15 protein-coding genes, 2 tRNA genes and 1 pseudogene are annotated in these 15,257 nt (G+C 60.4%); 4 read left to right on the top strand and 14 right to left on the bottom strand.

The features are described 5' to 3' along the window. Nucleotides 1-71: 71 nt before the first annotated feature. The 8 genes from CKW40_RS10730 to CKW40_RS10690 form a co-directional block, all read right to left on the bottom strand. The gene (locus CKW40_RS10730) at nucleotides 72-1,319 is read right to left on the bottom strand and encodes an OmpP1/FadL family transporter (protein WP_095199891.1); all 1,248 of its coding nucleotides are present in this window, start codon (nucleotides 1,317-1,319) and stop codon (nucleotides 72-74) included. 359 nt (nucleotides 1,320-1,678) lie between these two features. Further along, on the bottom strand, nucleotides 1,679-4,462 hold the full coding sequence (locus tag CKW40_RS10725; RefSeq protein WP_095199890.1) for a valine--tRNA ligase: 2,784 nt from the start codon (nucleotides 4,460-4,462) through the stop codon (nucleotides 1,679-1,681). 117 nt (nucleotides 4,463-4,579) lie between these two features. After that, nucleotides 4,580-4,897 (bottom strand): zinc ribbon domain-containing protein, encoded by a 318-nt coding sequence (locus tag CKW40_RS10720; RefSeq protein WP_143748272.1) that lies wholly within the window; start codon nucleotides 4,895-4,897, stop codon nucleotides 4,580-4,582. Between the two features lie 139 nt (nucleotides 4,898-5,036). Then, entirely contained in the window at nucleotides 5,037-5,918 is an 882-nt protein-coding gene (locus CKW40_RS10715; RefSeq protein WP_095199888.1) for a PopZ family protein, read from the bottom strand. Nucleotides 5,919-6,121: 203 nt separating this feature from the next. After that, nucleotides 6,122-7,498 (bottom strand): TolC family outer membrane protein, encoded by a 1,377-nt coding sequence (locus CKW40_RS10710; protein ID WP_095199887.1) that lies wholly within the window; start codon nucleotides 7,496-7,498, stop codon nucleotides 6,122-6,124. A 183-nt stretch (nucleotides 7,499-7,681) separates the two neighbouring features. After that, on the bottom strand, nucleotides 7,682-8,350 hold the full coding sequence (locus CKW40_RS10705) for a protein-L-isoaspartate O-methyltransferase family protein (protein ID WP_095199886.1): 669 nt from the start codon (nucleotides 8,348-8,350) through the stop codon (nucleotides 7,682-7,684). Nucleotides 8,351-8,441: 91 nt separating this feature from the next. Continuing rightward, nucleotides 8,442-8,515 (bottom strand) — tRNA-Cys (locus CKW40_RS10700). 491 nt (nucleotides 8,516-9,006) lie between these two features. Then, nucleotides 9,007-9,294, bottom strand: a complete 288-nt coding sequence (locus CKW40_RS10690; protein ID WP_095200274.1) for a hypothetical protein — start codon at nucleotides 9,292-9,294, stop codon at nucleotides 9,007-9,009. 234 nt (nucleotides 9,295-9,528) lie between these two features. On the opposite strand from CKW40_RS10690, the gene CKW40_RS10685 reads away from it, so the two are divergent. Then, nucleotides 9,529-9,603: transfer RNA gene (locus CKW40_RS10685), tRNA-Asn, on the top strand. A gap of 79 nt (nucleotides 9,604-9,682) precedes the next feature. Here the strand turns inward: CKW40_RS10685 and CKW40_RS10680 are convergent. From CKW40_RS10680 to CKW40_RS45570, 4 genes are all read right to left on the bottom strand, one after another. Further along, nucleotides 9,683-10,090 (bottom strand): hypothetical protein, encoded by a 408-nt coding sequence (locus tag CKW40_RS10680; RefSeq protein WP_095199885.1) that lies wholly within the window; start codon nucleotides 10,088-10,090, stop codon nucleotides 9,683-9,685. After that, on the bottom strand, nucleotides 10,087-10,392 hold the full coding sequence (locus CKW40_RS42855) for a hypothetical protein (RefSeq protein WP_143748271.1): 306 nt from the start codon (nucleotides 10,390-10,392) through the stop codon (nucleotides 10,087-10,089). Before CKW40_RS42855 ends, CKW40_RS10680 begins: the two co-directional genes overlap by 4 nt. A 321-nt stretch (nucleotides 10,393-10,713) precedes the next feature. Then, nucleotides 10,714-11,115, bottom strand: a complete 402-nt coding sequence (locus tag CKW40_RS43715) for a hypothetical protein (protein WP_179297914.1) — start codon at nucleotides 11,113-11,115, stop codon at nucleotides 10,714-10,716. Nucleotides 11,116-11,117: 2 nt separating this feature from the next. Continuing rightward, on the bottom strand, nucleotides 11,118-11,537 hold the full coding sequence (locus CKW40_RS45570; protein WP_179297913.1) for a hypothetical protein: 420 nt from the start codon (nucleotides 11,535-11,537) through the stop codon (nucleotides 11,118-11,120). 283 nt (nucleotides 11,538-11,820) lie between these two features. On the opposite strand from CKW40_RS45570, the gene CKW40_RS10665 reads away from it, so the two are divergent. After that, a complete protein-coding gene (locus CKW40_RS10665; RefSeq protein WP_095199884.1) occupies nucleotides 11,821-12,024 on the top strand; it encodes a hypothetical protein in 204 nt (67 codons plus the stop codon). A 789-nt stretch (nucleotides 12,025-12,813) separates the two neighbouring features. Then, on the top strand, nucleotides 12,814-12,993 hold the full coding sequence (locus CKW40_RS44405; protein ID WP_095199882.1) for a hypothetical protein: 180 nt from the start codon (nucleotides 12,814-12,816) through the stop codon (nucleotides 12,991-12,993). A gap of 685 nt (nucleotides 12,994-13,678) precedes the next feature. On the opposite strand, the pseudogene CKW40_RS45345 reads toward CKW40_RS44405, so the two are convergent. Then, a pseudogene (locus tag CKW40_RS45345) lies at nucleotides 13,679-13,771 on the bottom strand (DUF768 domain-containing protein); the annotation flags it as partial. Between the two features lie 195 nt (nucleotides 13,772-13,966). Here CKW40_RS45345 and CKW40_RS10640 point away from each other — a divergent pair. Next, complete coding sequence (locus CKW40_RS10640) at nucleotides 13,967-14,515, top strand: group I truncated hemoglobin (protein WP_095199881.1); 549 nt, start codon at nucleotides 13,967-13,969, stop codon at nucleotides 14,513-14,515. Between the two features lie 28 nt (nucleotides 14,516-14,543). On the opposite strand, the gene CKW40_RS44580 is transcribed toward CKW40_RS10640, so the two are convergent. Further along, nucleotides 14,544-14,669 carry a type IV toxin-antitoxin system AbiEi family antitoxin domain-containing protein gene (locus CKW40_RS44580; RefSeq protein WP_244571155.1) on the bottom strand — a complete coding sequence of 42 codons (126 nt, stop codon included), beginning with the start codon at nucleotides 14,667-14,669 and terminating at the stop codon, nucleotides 14,544-14,546. Nucleotides 14,670-15,257 lie beyond the last annotated feature (588 nt).

Raw genomic sequence — 15,257 nt, 5'->3', positions numbered from 1 at the left:
GCCAGCGGCAACGCCGGCCCAAACGAAAAAGGCCGGGCAATGCCCGGCCTTTTTGTCAAACTTTCAATAGGTTAGAACTTGATCTTGATGCCGCCGGAAATTGCCGTGACCAGATCATTGCCGAAGTCGTAGCTGACCTCATTGCCGGCCACATAGCCGTTTTCGCCATTCACTGTTCCCGAATGGCCGCTGGTCAGCACGCCGATCGCACCGGCCAGTCGAACCTCGATATTGGGCTGCGGCGTATAGGCGACGCCACCGCCCACGGTCCAGGTATCGGTCTGCGAGCCATAGCCATGTGACGTGCCGCGATCCCAGGAAAGCTGGCCGGCCGCACTCCACTGATCGTTGAACTTGTGGCCGATACCGCCCGTGACGGTCCAGCCGTCGCGATACATCAAATCCAGCGAGGTGATCTGGCCTGAATGCAGAGCATCACCCGTAACGCAGGCCGCCGAAGGAGTGCCGACTACGCAAATCGGAACACTCTGCAGCAGGCTCCAATTGACCCACTTCAACGAACCGAAAGCGAGCCAGCCGGGCGCAATGCCTGACTGCAACTTCAACTCCACCGTGTCCGGCATGTACTGTGTTGAGGCATAGATCGGCAGCACGACACTGCCAACATGCGTCAGATCCAGCGTGCCCGAGATATTGTCGAGCTTGACCCGCGAATTGTAGACGAGGCTGGCGCGCAGCGCGATGTCAGGGATTTCATAGGCAAGGCCGACACGCCAGCCCCAGCCGGTCCCTTTGAGATCAACCTGGCCGGTGCCCTGGAAACCCGGTACCAGCGGCGACACCAGGTCTTTCTTGAAGCCATAGACTTCCTGGTAATAAACGCCGCCGATGAAGCGAAGCTGGCCTTTGCCGGCATCCATCTTGTAGGAGCAAGTCGTGGCGTAGTTGTTGCTCTTGATGTCGGTTTCCATGTTGGATTCGGCGCCGGCCCACAGACCTGGATTGGTGTGCGCGCCCCAAGGCTGGGAATAGTCGAACATACAGTCGACACCCTGAACGACCTGCGCCTTGACGCCGATGCGCGGCACCCAGTAGCTCTTGCTGTCCTTCGCCGTGCTGCCGAGGAATGTCAAATTGCCGTCGAGCGGGTTGGTGTCCACCGCATTTTTGAGCTTGCGTTGCGGCATAACATAAGTCGATTCCGCTTCCGTCGCGAACGGCGCAGGATCGAACAGAAGATCGATATCGTAACCGCCACGCTCAATGCCACCGGCATGCGCCCAGTTCATTGCCGTCCCGATCAAAGCAAGCGAAAAGCACCCCGCCCCCAGCAGTGCTTTCAGTCGCAAAATAGTCATGAATGTCCTCCCCGAATTCGAGTGCATCAAGCTAGAACCAATTCGGGTTAACGGCGCAACAACGAATTCTTGGGGCGTACATGTACATGCTTGCCAAACGCATTTTCGACAAAATGCAGACAGGCACGGCAAGGCCGAAAAACGGCCCTAGGCGTGCCTATCCGGTCAGAAGATGAGGAAAACTCGCCCGAAAAGGCTCAAAAACAGCCACTTTTCAGGGGAGATCGGCCCCATTGTTACATTATGGCAACAATGGGGCTAAAACTTCCGTTTACGTCAACATTAACGCAACGGAATGCCCACTTTCGAGGCAAAAGACCGTCATTTTAGAGACAGCTAAAGCCTCGCGAATCTGCCCTTCAACCGGCGTCGCGAACCCTGGTCAACGCCACAGAAAGCTTGTCCTGCGCGTCGCGGTATTCGGCGAGCTTTTCGCGCTCGGCTTCGACGATCTCGGCCGGCGCGCTGGCGACGAACCGTTCATTCGACAGCTTCTTGTGCAGGCGCGCGATTTCCTCGGTCACCTTGGCCAGTTCCTTCTGCAGCCGCGCAGCCTCGGCGGCGAGATCGATCAGGCTGCCGAGCGGCAGGCAGATCGTCGCCTCGTTGAGGACGATCTGCGCCGAGCCCTTGGGTGCGGCGTCAGCCAGCGAGATGTCGCCGACGCGCGCCAGCCGCTTGATCGCCGAGTCCTCGCGAACCAGCCGCTCGCGCGTCACATCGTTGGCGCCGACCACGACCAGCGGCGCGATCGCCGCTGGCGGCACGTTCATCTCCGAGCGCACCGAGCGGATGCCGGAGACGAGATCGACCAGCCAGTTGATGTCGGCGGCCGCATCAGCGTCCTCGAAGTCCGGCGACGGCCAGGCGGCATGGCACAGAAGCGACTCGCGCTCCTTGCCCTCGCCCGCCGTCTGCGCCCACAACTCCTCCGTCATGAACGGCATCATCGGGTGCAAGAGCTTGTAGATTTCGTCGAGCACGAAGGCGACGCAGGCGCGGCTTTCGGCCTTGGCCGCCTCGTCCGCGCCCATGAACACCGGCTTCAGCAGCTCCAGGTACCAGTCGCAGAACAGGTTCCAGACGAACCGGTAGGCAGCACCAGCCGCCTCGTTGAAGCGGTATGAGGTGATGCCGTCCGTGATCTCCCGCGCGGCCCGCGTCAGCTCCGTCAGGATCCAGCGGTTGACCGCCAGCTTGGCGTCGTTCAGCCAGAAATCGTCATTGCGCGCGACTTCGTTCATTTCGGCGAAGCGTGTCGCGTTCCACAGCTTGGTGCCGAAATTGCGGTAGCCGGCGATGCGCGCCGGGTCGAGCTTCACGTCGCGTCCTTGCGCCGCCATCACCGTCAGCGTGAAGCGCAGCGCATCGGCGCCAAACTCGTCGATCAGGTCGAGCGGGTCGATGACGTTGCCTTTCGACTTCGACATCTTCTGCCCGTTCTTGTCGCGCACCAGCGCATGCACATAGACGGTGTGGAACGGCTCCTCATCCATGAAATGCAGGCCCATCATCATCATGCGGGCGACCCAGAAGAAGATGATGTCGAAGCCGGTCACCAGCACGTCGGTCTGGTAATAAGTCTTCAGCTCCGGTGTCTGGTCCGGCCAGCCCAGGGTCGAGAACGGCCACAGCGCCGAGGAGAACCAGGTGTCGAGCACATCCTCGTCGCGGGTCAGGATCTCGCCGGGCTTGTAGTTTTCCAGCTTGTCCTCGACCCAGGCCTTCCAGGGACCTTCGAGCGCCAGATAGTACTCGATCGCGGCACCCAGCGCCTCTTCCTCGGTCTTCTCGACGAAGACGCGCCCATCCGGTCCGTACCAGGCCGGGATCTGATGCCCCCACCACAGCTGGCGCGAGATGCACCAGGGCTGGATGTTCTCCATCCAGTCGAAATAGGTTTTCTCCCAGTTCTTCGGCACGAAATTGGTGCGGCCTTCGCGCACCGAGGCGATCGCCGGCTTGGCGAGTTCGGCTGCATTGGCATACCACTGCTCGGTCAGGAACGGCTCGATCGGCACGCCGCCGCGGTCGCCATGCGGCACGGCATGGCGATGCGGCTCGATCTTGTCGAGGAAGCCGCCAGCTTCCATCAGCTCGACGATCTTCTTGCGCGCGACGAATCGGTCGAGGCCGTCGAGCTCATCCCACACTGCCTGGCGCTCCGGCGTCACATCGAGGCCGGCGAGGAAGTCCTCGTTGTCCTTCAACTTGATGGCGGCTTCGACGGTCAGGATGTTGATGGCCGGCAGCTTGTGGCGCTTGCCGACCTCGAAATCGTTGAAATCATGCGCCGGCGTGATCTTGACCGCGCCCGAACCCTTTTCGGGGTCGGAATACTCGTCCGCCACCACCGGGATCTTGCGGCCGACGATCGGCAGCACCACGTTCCTGCCGACCAGGTGCCGGTACCGCTCGTCGTCCGGATGCACCGCCACCGCCGTATCGCCCAGCATGGTTTCGGGACGCGTGGTCGCCACTGTGATGAAGGTTTTCGGATTTTCCGGGTCGAAGGTCTCGCCTTCCACGGGATAGCGGAAGTGCCAGAGATTGCCGTTGACCTCCTGCTGCTCGACCTCGAGATCAGAGATTGCGGTCAGCAGTTTCGGGTCCCAGTTCACAAGGCGCTTGTCCTTGTAGATCAGGCCTTCCTTGTAGAGGGTGACGAAGACTTCGAGCACGGCCTTGGACAGGCCTTCATCCATGGTGAAGCGTTCGCGCGACCAGTCGGCCGAGGCGCCGAGGCGCTTCAGCTGGTTGAAGATGGCGCCGCCGGATTCGGCCTTCCACTCCCAAACCTTCTCGATGAACTGTTCGCGCGTCAGATCGCGGCGGTGGATCTGCTTTTCCATCAGCTGGCGCTCGACCACCATCTGCGTGGCGATGCCGGCATGGTCCATGCCCGGCTGCCACAGCACGTTCTTGCCGCGCATGCGCTCGAAGCGCACCAGAATGTCCTGCAGCGTGTTGTTGAGCGCGTGGCCCATATGCAGCGAGCCGGTGACGTTGGGCGGCGGGATGACGATGGTGAAGGCCTCGGCCCCCTCCTCGGCGCCTGCGCCGGCGCGGAAGGCGTCCGCCTCTTCCCAGGTTTTGGCGATCTTCGGCTCGACGGTCTTTGCGTCGTAGGTCTTTTCAAGCATGGGAAAATGGTCCGCGCTGTCGGGATTTTTGCTGGTTCGGTGTAAATCGGAAGGTCTTGGCCAAGTCAACCGCAAGGGCCGCCTCGGTTCATGAGAAGCAAATAGGCGGGACCTTGCTCATTTCAACGGAAGCCCATGCCCGCACTCGGCGCAAAACTTCGCCCTTGGTGTCCGGTAGGGCTTTCCGCAGGCCGGGCAGTCGGGGCCGTAGTCGGAGCGGCGGACATGCAGGAGCCAGAAAGTATGATGAAGTGTTACTCCGGTCCGCTCCCGATAGCGATCCGCCGCCGGATGCTTCATTTCTGTCCATTGTCCATGCTGGGAAATGAACCTCTTGACCTGAAAATACAGCGTTGCGGGGTCGTCGACGACCTCCCGATACTCTTCATCGGTCAGCATCGGAACCATCGCCCGCAATCGATAGCTGTACGTCAACTGTCGGTCCATCGGCCAAGGGGAGCAACCACACATGGCTTTAAAAGGGCAATCTCCTTTGCCATGATCATCGCGAGCGACCTTACCAACAGAAACGCCGCCCGAGGGCGGCGCTTCGATCCTGAATAGGTTGAGAGACTTACTGCGCGCCGCGCGCGACGCGCTCGATCTCCTCGCGCACCAGCCTTTCAACCAGCGTCGGCAGATTGTTGTCCAGCCAGTCCTGCAGCATCGGCCGCAGCATCTCCTCGGCCATCTCGTCGAATGTCTTCTTGCTGCGGCTGGCAAAGGCATCGGACAGCTCGCCGAAGGCGGCTGCGACCTGACGGCCAGTGTGTTCGGACAGGATTGCCGGACGCGCCGTGGGCGCTTCATTTGCCGCCGCACGTGCCTGAGCGGTGCCTGCCGGCGCACCGCTTGAAGAAGGCTGCTCGATCGCAGCCTCCACCACCGGGTCGCTCCCCGCTGTCTCGGGCTGGACGACCGCCTCGGGCTGCGCGACCGGCTTGCGGATATTCCTGTCCGGTATCGCTTTCGCTTGCTCTCCGACCGCCGCGATCTCGCGCCGCCAATCGGCAACGATGGTATCGCTTGTCGCGCTGGCCTGCGGCGCCTCAGCCTGCGGGACCCCAGCCTTCGGGACCATTGGCGCGTCGGTCCTGACGACAGGCACCGGCTCGGCGGCGATCCTGGCGCTGACCTCGGCAAGCGTCATCGACGGCTTGACCGGCACGGGATCGGCACGCGTCTGCGATTCCATGCGCGCGGGCTCGAGCGAAGGTGCCTGGACTTCCGCGAGCGCGACCGGCTTTCTGACTTCGGGGGCGGCATGCAACTCGGCACGAAACGCATCGACGTCTGCTGCCGGCGCCTCGCTGGGCGATGGCTCCAGATCCTGCCGCAACTCTTCGGCCTCGCCCGGCTGCTTGCGGCCGTTGTCGCTGTCCTCGATGATCCTCCTGATGGAAGCCAGTATCTCTTCCATGGAAGGTTCGCGCTGTGCGCTGCTTGCCGTGGCCATCGTCACATCCGCCGCCCTTGTGACCCCTGTGGGTTTCCGCTCCGGCACAAGCCGGATTCGAATCATGGCGACAGCGTAACCGACGGATCGCTGCACGAGAATCCCCAATCTGGGGACATGTGGGATTTCAACAGATTAGAGCAGGAAATCGAAGCAGGACCATTTCACAACGAAGGTCCCGCTCCACAAGTCCCTGTCGGCGCCTAGCGGCCGTCCGGCGTGCGCACGCCGATCCACTTGTCCTTGACGGCGTTATAGTGCTCTTCGGGCTTGTATTTGGTCACCGCCAGGCCCAGCCGGTCGACCGACAGGCGACCCACCGCCGACAGGATGGCATAGCTCGCCACCACCACATCGTGTTCGGAATTGGCCTGGTTGATCTTGGCGGTGATGACGGTGGCCTGCGCGTTGAGCACGTCGAGCGTGGTGCGCTGGCCGACATTGCGCTCTTCGATAACGCCGTTCAGCGCCAGTTGCGCGGCATCGATCACCTGCTTGTTGGCCGAGACGCTCTGCTGCGCGGCGGTGTATTGCGACCATGCGGTGGCAACGGCCTGGCGCACCTGGTCACGGCTGACATCGACCTGGATACGGGCCTCGCCCAGCGATTCCTTGTTCTGGCGCACGACCGCCGAAGTCCGGCCGGCCGAATAGATCGGAATGGTCAATGTCGCGCCGATATTGGCCGAGGTCGAATTGCCGTTCGTTCCGATGTTCGGATTACGATTGAGATAGTCATCCGAGATACCGGCAGAGGCGGTAAGCTGCGGCAACAGGGCGCCTTCCGCCGACTTCACCGAAAACGCGGCCGCGTCGACCAGATGTTGGGTGGAGAGAATGGCCGGATGTTCGGCCGAACCAATGGCAATCGCCGAAGCGAGGCTCGACGGCAACAGCTTCGCCAATGGCGCAGCCGGCTTGAGCTTGCCCGGCTCGTCGCCGACGATCTGGTGATAGAGCGCGGCGCTGGCCAATGCCTGCGCGCGGGCGGCGCTGAGAGAAGCTACGGCCGAGGCGCGCGACGCATCGGCCTGCGCAACGTCGGTGCGCGTGCCCTCGCCAACCTCGAAACGCGAGCGCGCGGCGCGCGCCTGCTCGGTCAGGAACTGCAGGTTCTGTTCGGTCAGTACGGCGATCTGCCGATCGCGGATCACGTCCATATAGGCGCTGGCCGCATTGAACAGCGTGTTCTCTTCGGTGTTACGCAGGCTCTCCACCGACGCCTTCACCTGGGCTTCCGCGGCCGCCACATTGTTCCTGGTCTGAAAACCGTCGAACAGGGTCTGGTTGATGACGATACCGACGCTGGCCGACCCCGTTTTGCTGTTGGCGCCGCTGGCGCGCGTGTTCACATAATTCGCGTCGGCAGTTCCGTTGATGGTTGGGCGCCAGCCGGACTTGGCAATGGCCACGCCTTCGTCGGTGACGCGCACACCGGCGCGGGACGAATTGAGCGTGGAATTGTACTGATAGGCCTTGGCGAGCGCGCCGGTGATGGTCTCCGCCGAGGCGGTCAGGGGCGACAGCGCGGTCGCGGAAACGAGGATGGCGGCAAAAAGGGTCTTGGATACAGACGGCACGGGTATATCCCTCATTCGTTTTCCATGGGAACCGCGCCGCGCCGGCTTCTCGCTAAAGGAGCCGGAGTGGCGTGTTGTTATGTTCCCTGTCGCTCGGTCCCAAAGTGCCCCCAGTCTGAGATCAGCAACGATTGTTCAAGTCCAAGCGACCATGACAAAGCCTTTGCTGCAAGCACAAATCATTCAGAATTCAAAGGCATGCTCACGTTCGAAGCCGGGTAGTGGCTTAATTGCCGCATTAAATGCCCGTCTGCCGGTTACAACCCCCCCAGCCTTAAAAAAAAGTCGCGCCACGCCGGAATTGCCCTGCCCTTCGACCGCGACGAGTCGGCCACCTTCGCCGAGCTGATCGAGCAGCGGTGCCGGCACGTTCTCGACACTGCCGCCGATGAAGATGACGTCATAGGGTGCCTTGGCCGCATGACCTTGCGCCAGCGCACCCTGGACCACGGTCACATTGCCGCAGCCAAGGCCGGAAAGGGTCGACACCGCGGTTTGCGCAAGGGCCGAATCGCTTTCGAGTGCCACGACCGACCGCGCCAGCCGCGACAATATGGCCGAGGCATAGCCGCTGCCGCAGCCGACATCGAGCGCCGAATCGGTTGGGCTGATCTCGGCCAGCTGCATCAGCTTGGCCAGTGGCGATGCTTCCATGAGATAACGCGCGCCATTGGTGCCGTCGGCAATGCGTACGTCTGCGTCGATATAGGCAAGATCGCGCTGGCGGTCGCCGACGAAAACCTCGCGCGGCACGGAAAGCATGGCTTCCAGCAGCGGGGCGCTTGTCACGTCGGTGGTGCGCACCTGACCATCGACCATCTTGACGCGAAGCTCGGAGAAATCAGCGCTCATGTCCCAACCAATCTGCCTGCCGCGCCAGAACCGCGGCCCATTTCGACTGGAACTTCAGGCTCCGGCGCTTGCGCGCAGGAGCCTGGGGCATTGGAGGCCTCGCCCGGAATCGAACCGGGGTGCAAGGATTTGCAGTCCTCTGCGTAACCACTCCGCCACGAGGCCTCGTTGCTCCCGGCGTTCCACCCGGTTCCAATAGGTTGCGGCGAAAATGGCGTCAAGCGGCCACCACGCATTCCACGCGGTTTCCTCTGCAAGAATCCAACCCTCCACATCAAGCGTCGCAGCCATAATGGCCACAACACATATTAGCAGAGCGTTAAGTGTAGCAGGAGATCACGAGAAACTCCACGCCCCGGCAACCGTTGATAAAGGTGGAGGAGTGCGCCATGCGGCCAGCAAGCCCGAACATCGGAACGAATGCCTGGGACGGCTTGTCGCGACCGGGATGCGAGGGATTGTTGCGCTATGCAATCGACTGCCTTGCAATAGACGGCGCAGCCAGACTTTCGCCGCGCGACCGTGCGCGCCTCGCCTCGGCTGCCGCCGTTCTCAAGGAAATCCGCGAGGATCTGGAGAGACGTGCGGACCGAAACGCCGATACGCAAAAATCCTAAACCCGAACAAGGGCATAACTCTGCGGAAGGATGACGTGGTCAAAGGCGCGGCTTGGTGCCCGCCGTTCCGTCCGGCCGTCGCCGCCGCTCCCACCAGACGACGAAGCGGCGCCGATGGCGGCGTACCATGGCGAATTCATAGGAAAGCACCAGCAATCCGATCGGAACCATCCAGAAGCCGAGAATCGGCAGAAAGCCGAGAATGCCGCCGATGGTCAAAAGAATGCCGATCGTGATTCTGAGGCCGCGCGATTGCGGCATGGCGAAATCGCGCCCGAAGATCGAGATCTTTCGTGCCGGTATCCGGTCTTCGTCTGCTGCCGTCATCGCCAATGGCTGCCTGTATGGTCGCTTGTCTCGTGACTCGAAAATGCCTGTTTACAAAAGCCGCGACCGCCCTTTCGGTTCCGCGCCTATCGCCAAGACGGCTAATATGAGGACGGAGCCGACCGATTGCGAGAAACGCCTGAGCGAAAAAGTCTCGGAAAAAAGCGAAATGCTTCTTTGCAAAGCCGAAAGGTGTTTGCTATAGGCTGCGCCACTTGCTCAAAGAGCCTCCGTTCCCCGGTAGCTCAGTGGTAGAGCAACCGGCTGTTAACCGGTTGGTCGCTGGTTCGAATCCGGCCCGGGGAGCCAAACATTTTCAATAGCTTAGCGAATCTGCGCTCCCCATCTCCATCGGAGGATGGCACGCAATAGGCACGCGGCGAACAGCTCACCAGCGGGAATATCCACCCTTGAGCATCACTATATCCGGGTCTTCCTCGTCCCCTTCGGGCTCATATGAAGCCGGCGCTTCCAGCAAATCGATTCGCCTGAGGTCGTCCGTCCCTCCCATGGGCGCGTCGAGTGAAAGCATTTTGAACGTGTCGTATTCTCGGTTGTACCCCCTGACGTAATCCTTCATGCGAATGCCGACATTCTCTAGCAGCAGATCACCCAATAGCACCGCTTCGAGCATCGCGTTGATGACATCATCGCGCATGAAGCGTGGGAGCGCTGCGCTGACTGCCCTGCTCACAACCCGAATGACATCCTCTGGATTGTGGCGAATGGCATTTATGGATCGTTCCCTGAGCTTGCGCCGCTCCTGCCACATTTCGACCTTGTCGCGGTTCTTCACCCAATATACGCGCTTGGTAGCCAGGATCTCGGCTTATGTTCGACTGAATAGCTTGCTTGGTACGTCGCGATTTTTTCGCTGTTGGCCACGCGATAGGCTTTCCAGCCGGCTTTGACGCGGTCTGGATGCCTCAGTTTGAACAGCCGTCTATGTTCGGCCGCTTTCTCTGGATTCTCGGCACGCCGTTTCCGCTGTTTTTCCAGCGCAGCAGGAGAACGTCCCTTCGCTAGGAGTTCTTCGCGGTGCTTGGCGTTGTAACGGCGCCTTGCCTCAATGACTTTAATTGGGTCGCGAGCCATCAAGGATGATGGCACTCGCCTACGCGCGGCACAAGTTGAGCGGCTGAATTATGCCCGTTGATCCCGCTATTAGCCCCTACAAAGCGGAAAGCCCGCCACAGTGAGGCAGCGGGCCAAATGCGACAGGTCGTCGTATTTCAATAGTGGTAGTAGTGCCTATGGTGGTGATGCCTGTGGTGGCGGTAGTGCCGGTAATAGTGCCGGTGATGGTATCGATAGTACGGGCGATATTGCTCCGCATAGTACTGGTCACCATAGTAATCTCGGTTGTAATAGTGGCGATAGGGGGGCGGAAATCCTCCGAAGCCACCAAAAAAGTCACCGTTATAGCCCCCGAAGGGCGAAAAGAGAAATTGCGCTTGCGTCGGTTCGACTACAACGGCCGTGCCAGCAATCGCGAGCACGGACGCGAGTATCAGCTTCCTCACGGTTACCTCCATCGGTTCGATCGTGAACAACGCGAAGGCTGGCCGACTCGTTCCTCCCGCGACCGGGCTCTGGATCAGTTTCCGCAGTCGCATGCAAAAGCCCGCCACCGTGAGGCAGCGCCTGACAGGCGATGAAGAAAAGCCGGGCTGCTTCCGTGCTGGTGACGATGATGTTGTCATCGCCGGACTTGCAGAAATGCGTCTCGCACATGTCCATGAGAACGTCGACCATGTTGAACGCGTCGCAGATCTGGCTTTCCAGGCCGGTGAAGGTCACCTTGTTTATAACGTCAGCCATGGTCATGCCTCCCCTGCCATGCGAACGACCGATGGACCAAGCGCCGGCCCCCACGCCGCCGCCTGTGGCGTCAATAACCGTTGCCGGTCTTGGACGAGGCCCCACGCCGCCAACGCCGGGGGCTTGATCATCACGCCGGCCATGGTCGCTTCCGTCTGCGCCATTATGCCGTCGATTGCGTCGATGAGAGCCTTTGCCGCCGCTTCCTTGCCAAAGCGGCAGGCGTTGGAGGCAATACTGTGAACCGTTTCGAAGCTGGGCAGGATGCACGAGTCAGCAGCGTGGACAAAATGCGCGTAGCCCTCGAATCGGCTGGCGTCGAGTTCATTCCCGAAAATGGCGGCGGCGCTGGGGTGAGGCTTAGGAAGGCTTAGGCTCAGGAGATGGCACCTTCGGGTGTGTGCAATCAGGGTTTCCAGCACACGGAGAGGGCCGATCGCCCAAACCGCCATAACGTTCCACGAGTTTTGCGAATCCGTAAGCGAAGGCGAAAATAAGTGCCAGGACAACCGCCATTCGAACGGCCATGGGGGATTGTAGCAGGATCCCGCGTCCTTAGATGCTTGGAAACAACAAGACGTAGGCGGGTTTCGGAGTTATATCGATTTACGCAATCCTCAGTTGCTAGACTCGCGCGACACCCCGGCAGTTAATTTTACCTCAGGCGGAGAGGGAAAAGGTCGCGAACTGGGAGGAATTCAATCTATGGATTACGATTTCGACGCCGGCAATCAACCAGAAAATCAGCCTTACGAAGTCGCCTCATTCGCCAGAAAGCATGGTTTGACAATACCAGCCGCGGACGCAGTCCTTTTCGCAAAGGGGCCATCACGGGAGGCATGCGATGCCGCCGCATTGGCCTTCCTCTGCGCTATCGCCGCACAGGCCAAGAAACAGTCGGCGCGCTAGCCTTTCCGCAACGTACGCAAGGCCCGATGACTGCTGGCCCTGTCCTTGGTGGTGAGGATGGTGCGCCAATGCGGTTTCTCGAACACGCTTACGACGTAGGTTGTGGCCGGCTTGTCGGTCATCTGCTGACCTTTGCCTTTGGTTCCTTCATTCGCATGCTTCTTATATATTAGCATTGGCACATATATTCGCCAGCCGGCGCCCGCCCCTCGAAGCCTCGCCGGTTAGGCCCGGTGCGCTACTGCCCAACAAGTGCGCGCCGGGCCGCTGCAATCGCGCGTCCCTGTTGCCTTCATCACAATGAACGGCGACACGCATGACCCTCCGTGGGACATCTTCTCGCATGGAAAGAGCAGTAGGCCTTTACCGATGCCCAGGAAGTCCGCCCTTTGCCTGCATCCTGGAGAGCGGCAAATGCAGCTATATCGGCCAGGACGCCTACCGGTCCGGCAACCACAAGCCGGACTTTGACGCATTGCCGTGGGAAGCCGAATACAGGGCCACAAAACAAAAGGCCTAAGAGAAAACCCGCCGGGCGAAGACCCCAACCACCTCAAGCCCGGCGAGCCTACTACCTGATCAGGTACGCGATCAGGGCCGGGATTAGCCGGCACCTTCTCCTAAGCAAGAGCGATGCCAGCACCCTAGTCCCTGAAATGGGACAGGAGGCAAAATGACCCACCCCTCCATTCACTGCAGGATCTAGCGATTCTTGGGCTTGATCTCCTCGATCTTAGCGCCCTCGCCGACCCCGTAGACTGACACCCCGACTAGGCGCATAGTTCCCTCATGTCGCTGCCTCAACGCACCGATCTAGCGAACGACAATGGCAAACCTGAAGACCATCTGGCGGCGGCTACTGCTGCCCTTCACGCCGCCGTCAAGGGGCTAGACGCGTCCTTTGAATTGCTGGCCAGCAAAATCAAGCGCCTGGAGAAAGGAGCGTCGCAGCTGTGGCCTACACGGTGACATGGTACGGGAAAAAAGGGCATCGTGGAGAAGACGCCCTTCGATACCGAGAAAGCGGCACGGGACCACGCGCTATTGACCTTTCCAGATCGAAAGTCCGGTATCGTGGCGGTGGAAGTTCGCAAAGACGATGGCACGGTTGTATTCAGTCGAGCTGGAGGCAGTTAAGTCGTTGGGCATTTTGCGTTTTGAGGGATGCCGGCGATCACCTGAATGCGTCGGGTCCGCTGCCGGGGAGACAGCGGACTCAAACTAGGGCCAAGAGGGGGCAAGGCCCTTTATGATCCCTATGCGGGGACCATGGTGATAACACCGGGGCGGCTACAAACGTTCCGCCGGCTGAAAGATATATCCGGCTGCCTGCGTTGGCTACCCAGCCGTAGAGGGCCGCACCGGCCCCGTGGTGTTCCACTGAATGAACTCGACTTCCTTCCCGGTCAGTTCCCGCACGGCCTTCAACAGCACCTCATGCAGGGTCCGCGTTGCCCGGTAGTGGTCGCAATGTGGCGATATAAACGGCTTGATAATGCTCGTGTGCAGCGCCAAATGGCCAGATCAAAACCGTCAAAGCAGTTATCGCCGGCAGAAATCGAGAGCTTTCTGGTGGCAGCGGAAGTGACTCCGTTTTGAGGGGTTCGCCGCAACGGGAGGATTATATTCCTCGCCTCGATCTAGATGGCAAGGCCTATTCGGGCAGACCGGGGTCGTAATGCACAATCGCGTCGAGGATCGTTCGATAGAGGCTGTCCACCTCCTCGTCGATTTCGCCGCGCTTGATCCAGCAGCGAAGCGTGGCGTGGGTCTTCATCGTTGACACATCTCGACGGCGGGAATGCGATTAATCGGAATAATTCGGGCGGAGGCTTCGTTAATTCCTCAGACGGTGCCGGGTTAAGGCAAAGTAGGAACATACTTCATTGAAGCCGCCAGACAGGCTGCGGCTTGCTCTGGCTCAACTCGAAGGACCCCAGAGATGAAAACGGCTGTTTCGACCTCTTTCACAAGACGAAGTGTCGTCGCAGGGCTGGCGGTAGCCGCCGCGTCGACGGCCGTATTGGCTACAGACAACGCGCAAGCGCAGGCCAAGCAAACCACGCCTGAGAAAAGTCTTTACGAGCGGCTGGGAGGCGTGTTCGCCATCGCAGCGGTGGTGGACCACTTTAGCGATGCAGTCGTGAAAAACCCCATAGTCGGCCAGAAGTCCAAGAACCCACAGCTGCGGAAATGGCACACCAAGAACCTTCGCAGGCTGCCCGGCCTCAAGTTCATGCGTACACTGTGGGTCTGCGACGTTTCTGGTGGCCCCTTCAAGTTCGTCGCCACCAAGCCCGGCACGACGCCGCTCGGTCTTGAAGAGGCCCACCGGGACTTGCGGATCTCTCCCGCCGAGTTCGATGAGGTCGCAGCGGAACTCGGGCGGACGCTGGACCACTTCAAGGTTCCGAAGCCCGAGAAGGCAGAGGTCCTGGCAGCCTTCGCCGCCCACAAGGATGAGGTTACCGCCGGCTACAAACGGGGCTGAAGCCGCCGGTGCATGCGGCGATCCCGAGTCATGCCGGCTCGCGATCTGTGGCGCGGTAGGTTCCGTAGCAAACCTTGATGAGCAGCCCCTCACCACACATGCGGGCCAGATAGCAGCGGGGAATTCCGATCTCAGTCAAGTCGCGCGTCCGCACTTCACCCTTTTCGCGGGCAAATGCGACAGCGCGCTCGGCCCGCCGGCCAATCGGACGCGCTCAGCTCGCTCGCGGTCGCGTTTGCGAATCTCGATGGAAGGTTCTGGCGTAGTATCGAGGGGGATCGGCAGCTCGTAGTTCGCGGTTTCATTCGACCCGGGAGCCAATATTTCCAACGGTTTCAGAATTTTCGTGATCGGTCGCAAAACGGCTGATCGACAGCATATCTACACAACTCGACTTCGCTAGGCGCTGATCTACACGCGAAGGAGAGAATGACCATGGACCACGTTTTTGATGATCTGATCAGGCTGCAGCGAGCCCGACCAAGGGGGAATTGGCGCGCTTTTGCTGCAGCATCGGCGATTCGCTTAGCCGCAAACCTGACGACCGGTTTGGCTATCGGCATAGGGATAGCAATTGGCCGCACCCTCGCAGGCTGATTGCGGCACTATGCCTTTCCTGCGACTATCGGCTGGTCCATGCATGCGATTATGGACATGGGGAGAGAGCTTGTGGGGAAAAGTCGATGGTCGGCCCTGGCGCTGTTGATTGCGTCGGTAATTCCGGCGCAGGCCGGCTTCTTCA

The sequence above is a fragment of the Mesorhizobium carmichaelinearum genome (assembly GCF_900199455.1).
GTDB classification, from domain to species: domain Bacteria; phylum Pseudomonadota; class Alphaproteobacteria; order Rhizobiales; family Rhizobiaceae; genus Mesorhizobium; species Mesorhizobium carmichaelinearum.
Note: the sequence above shows the minus strand (reverse complement) of the source record. Positions and strands in the feature narration are given on the sequence as shown.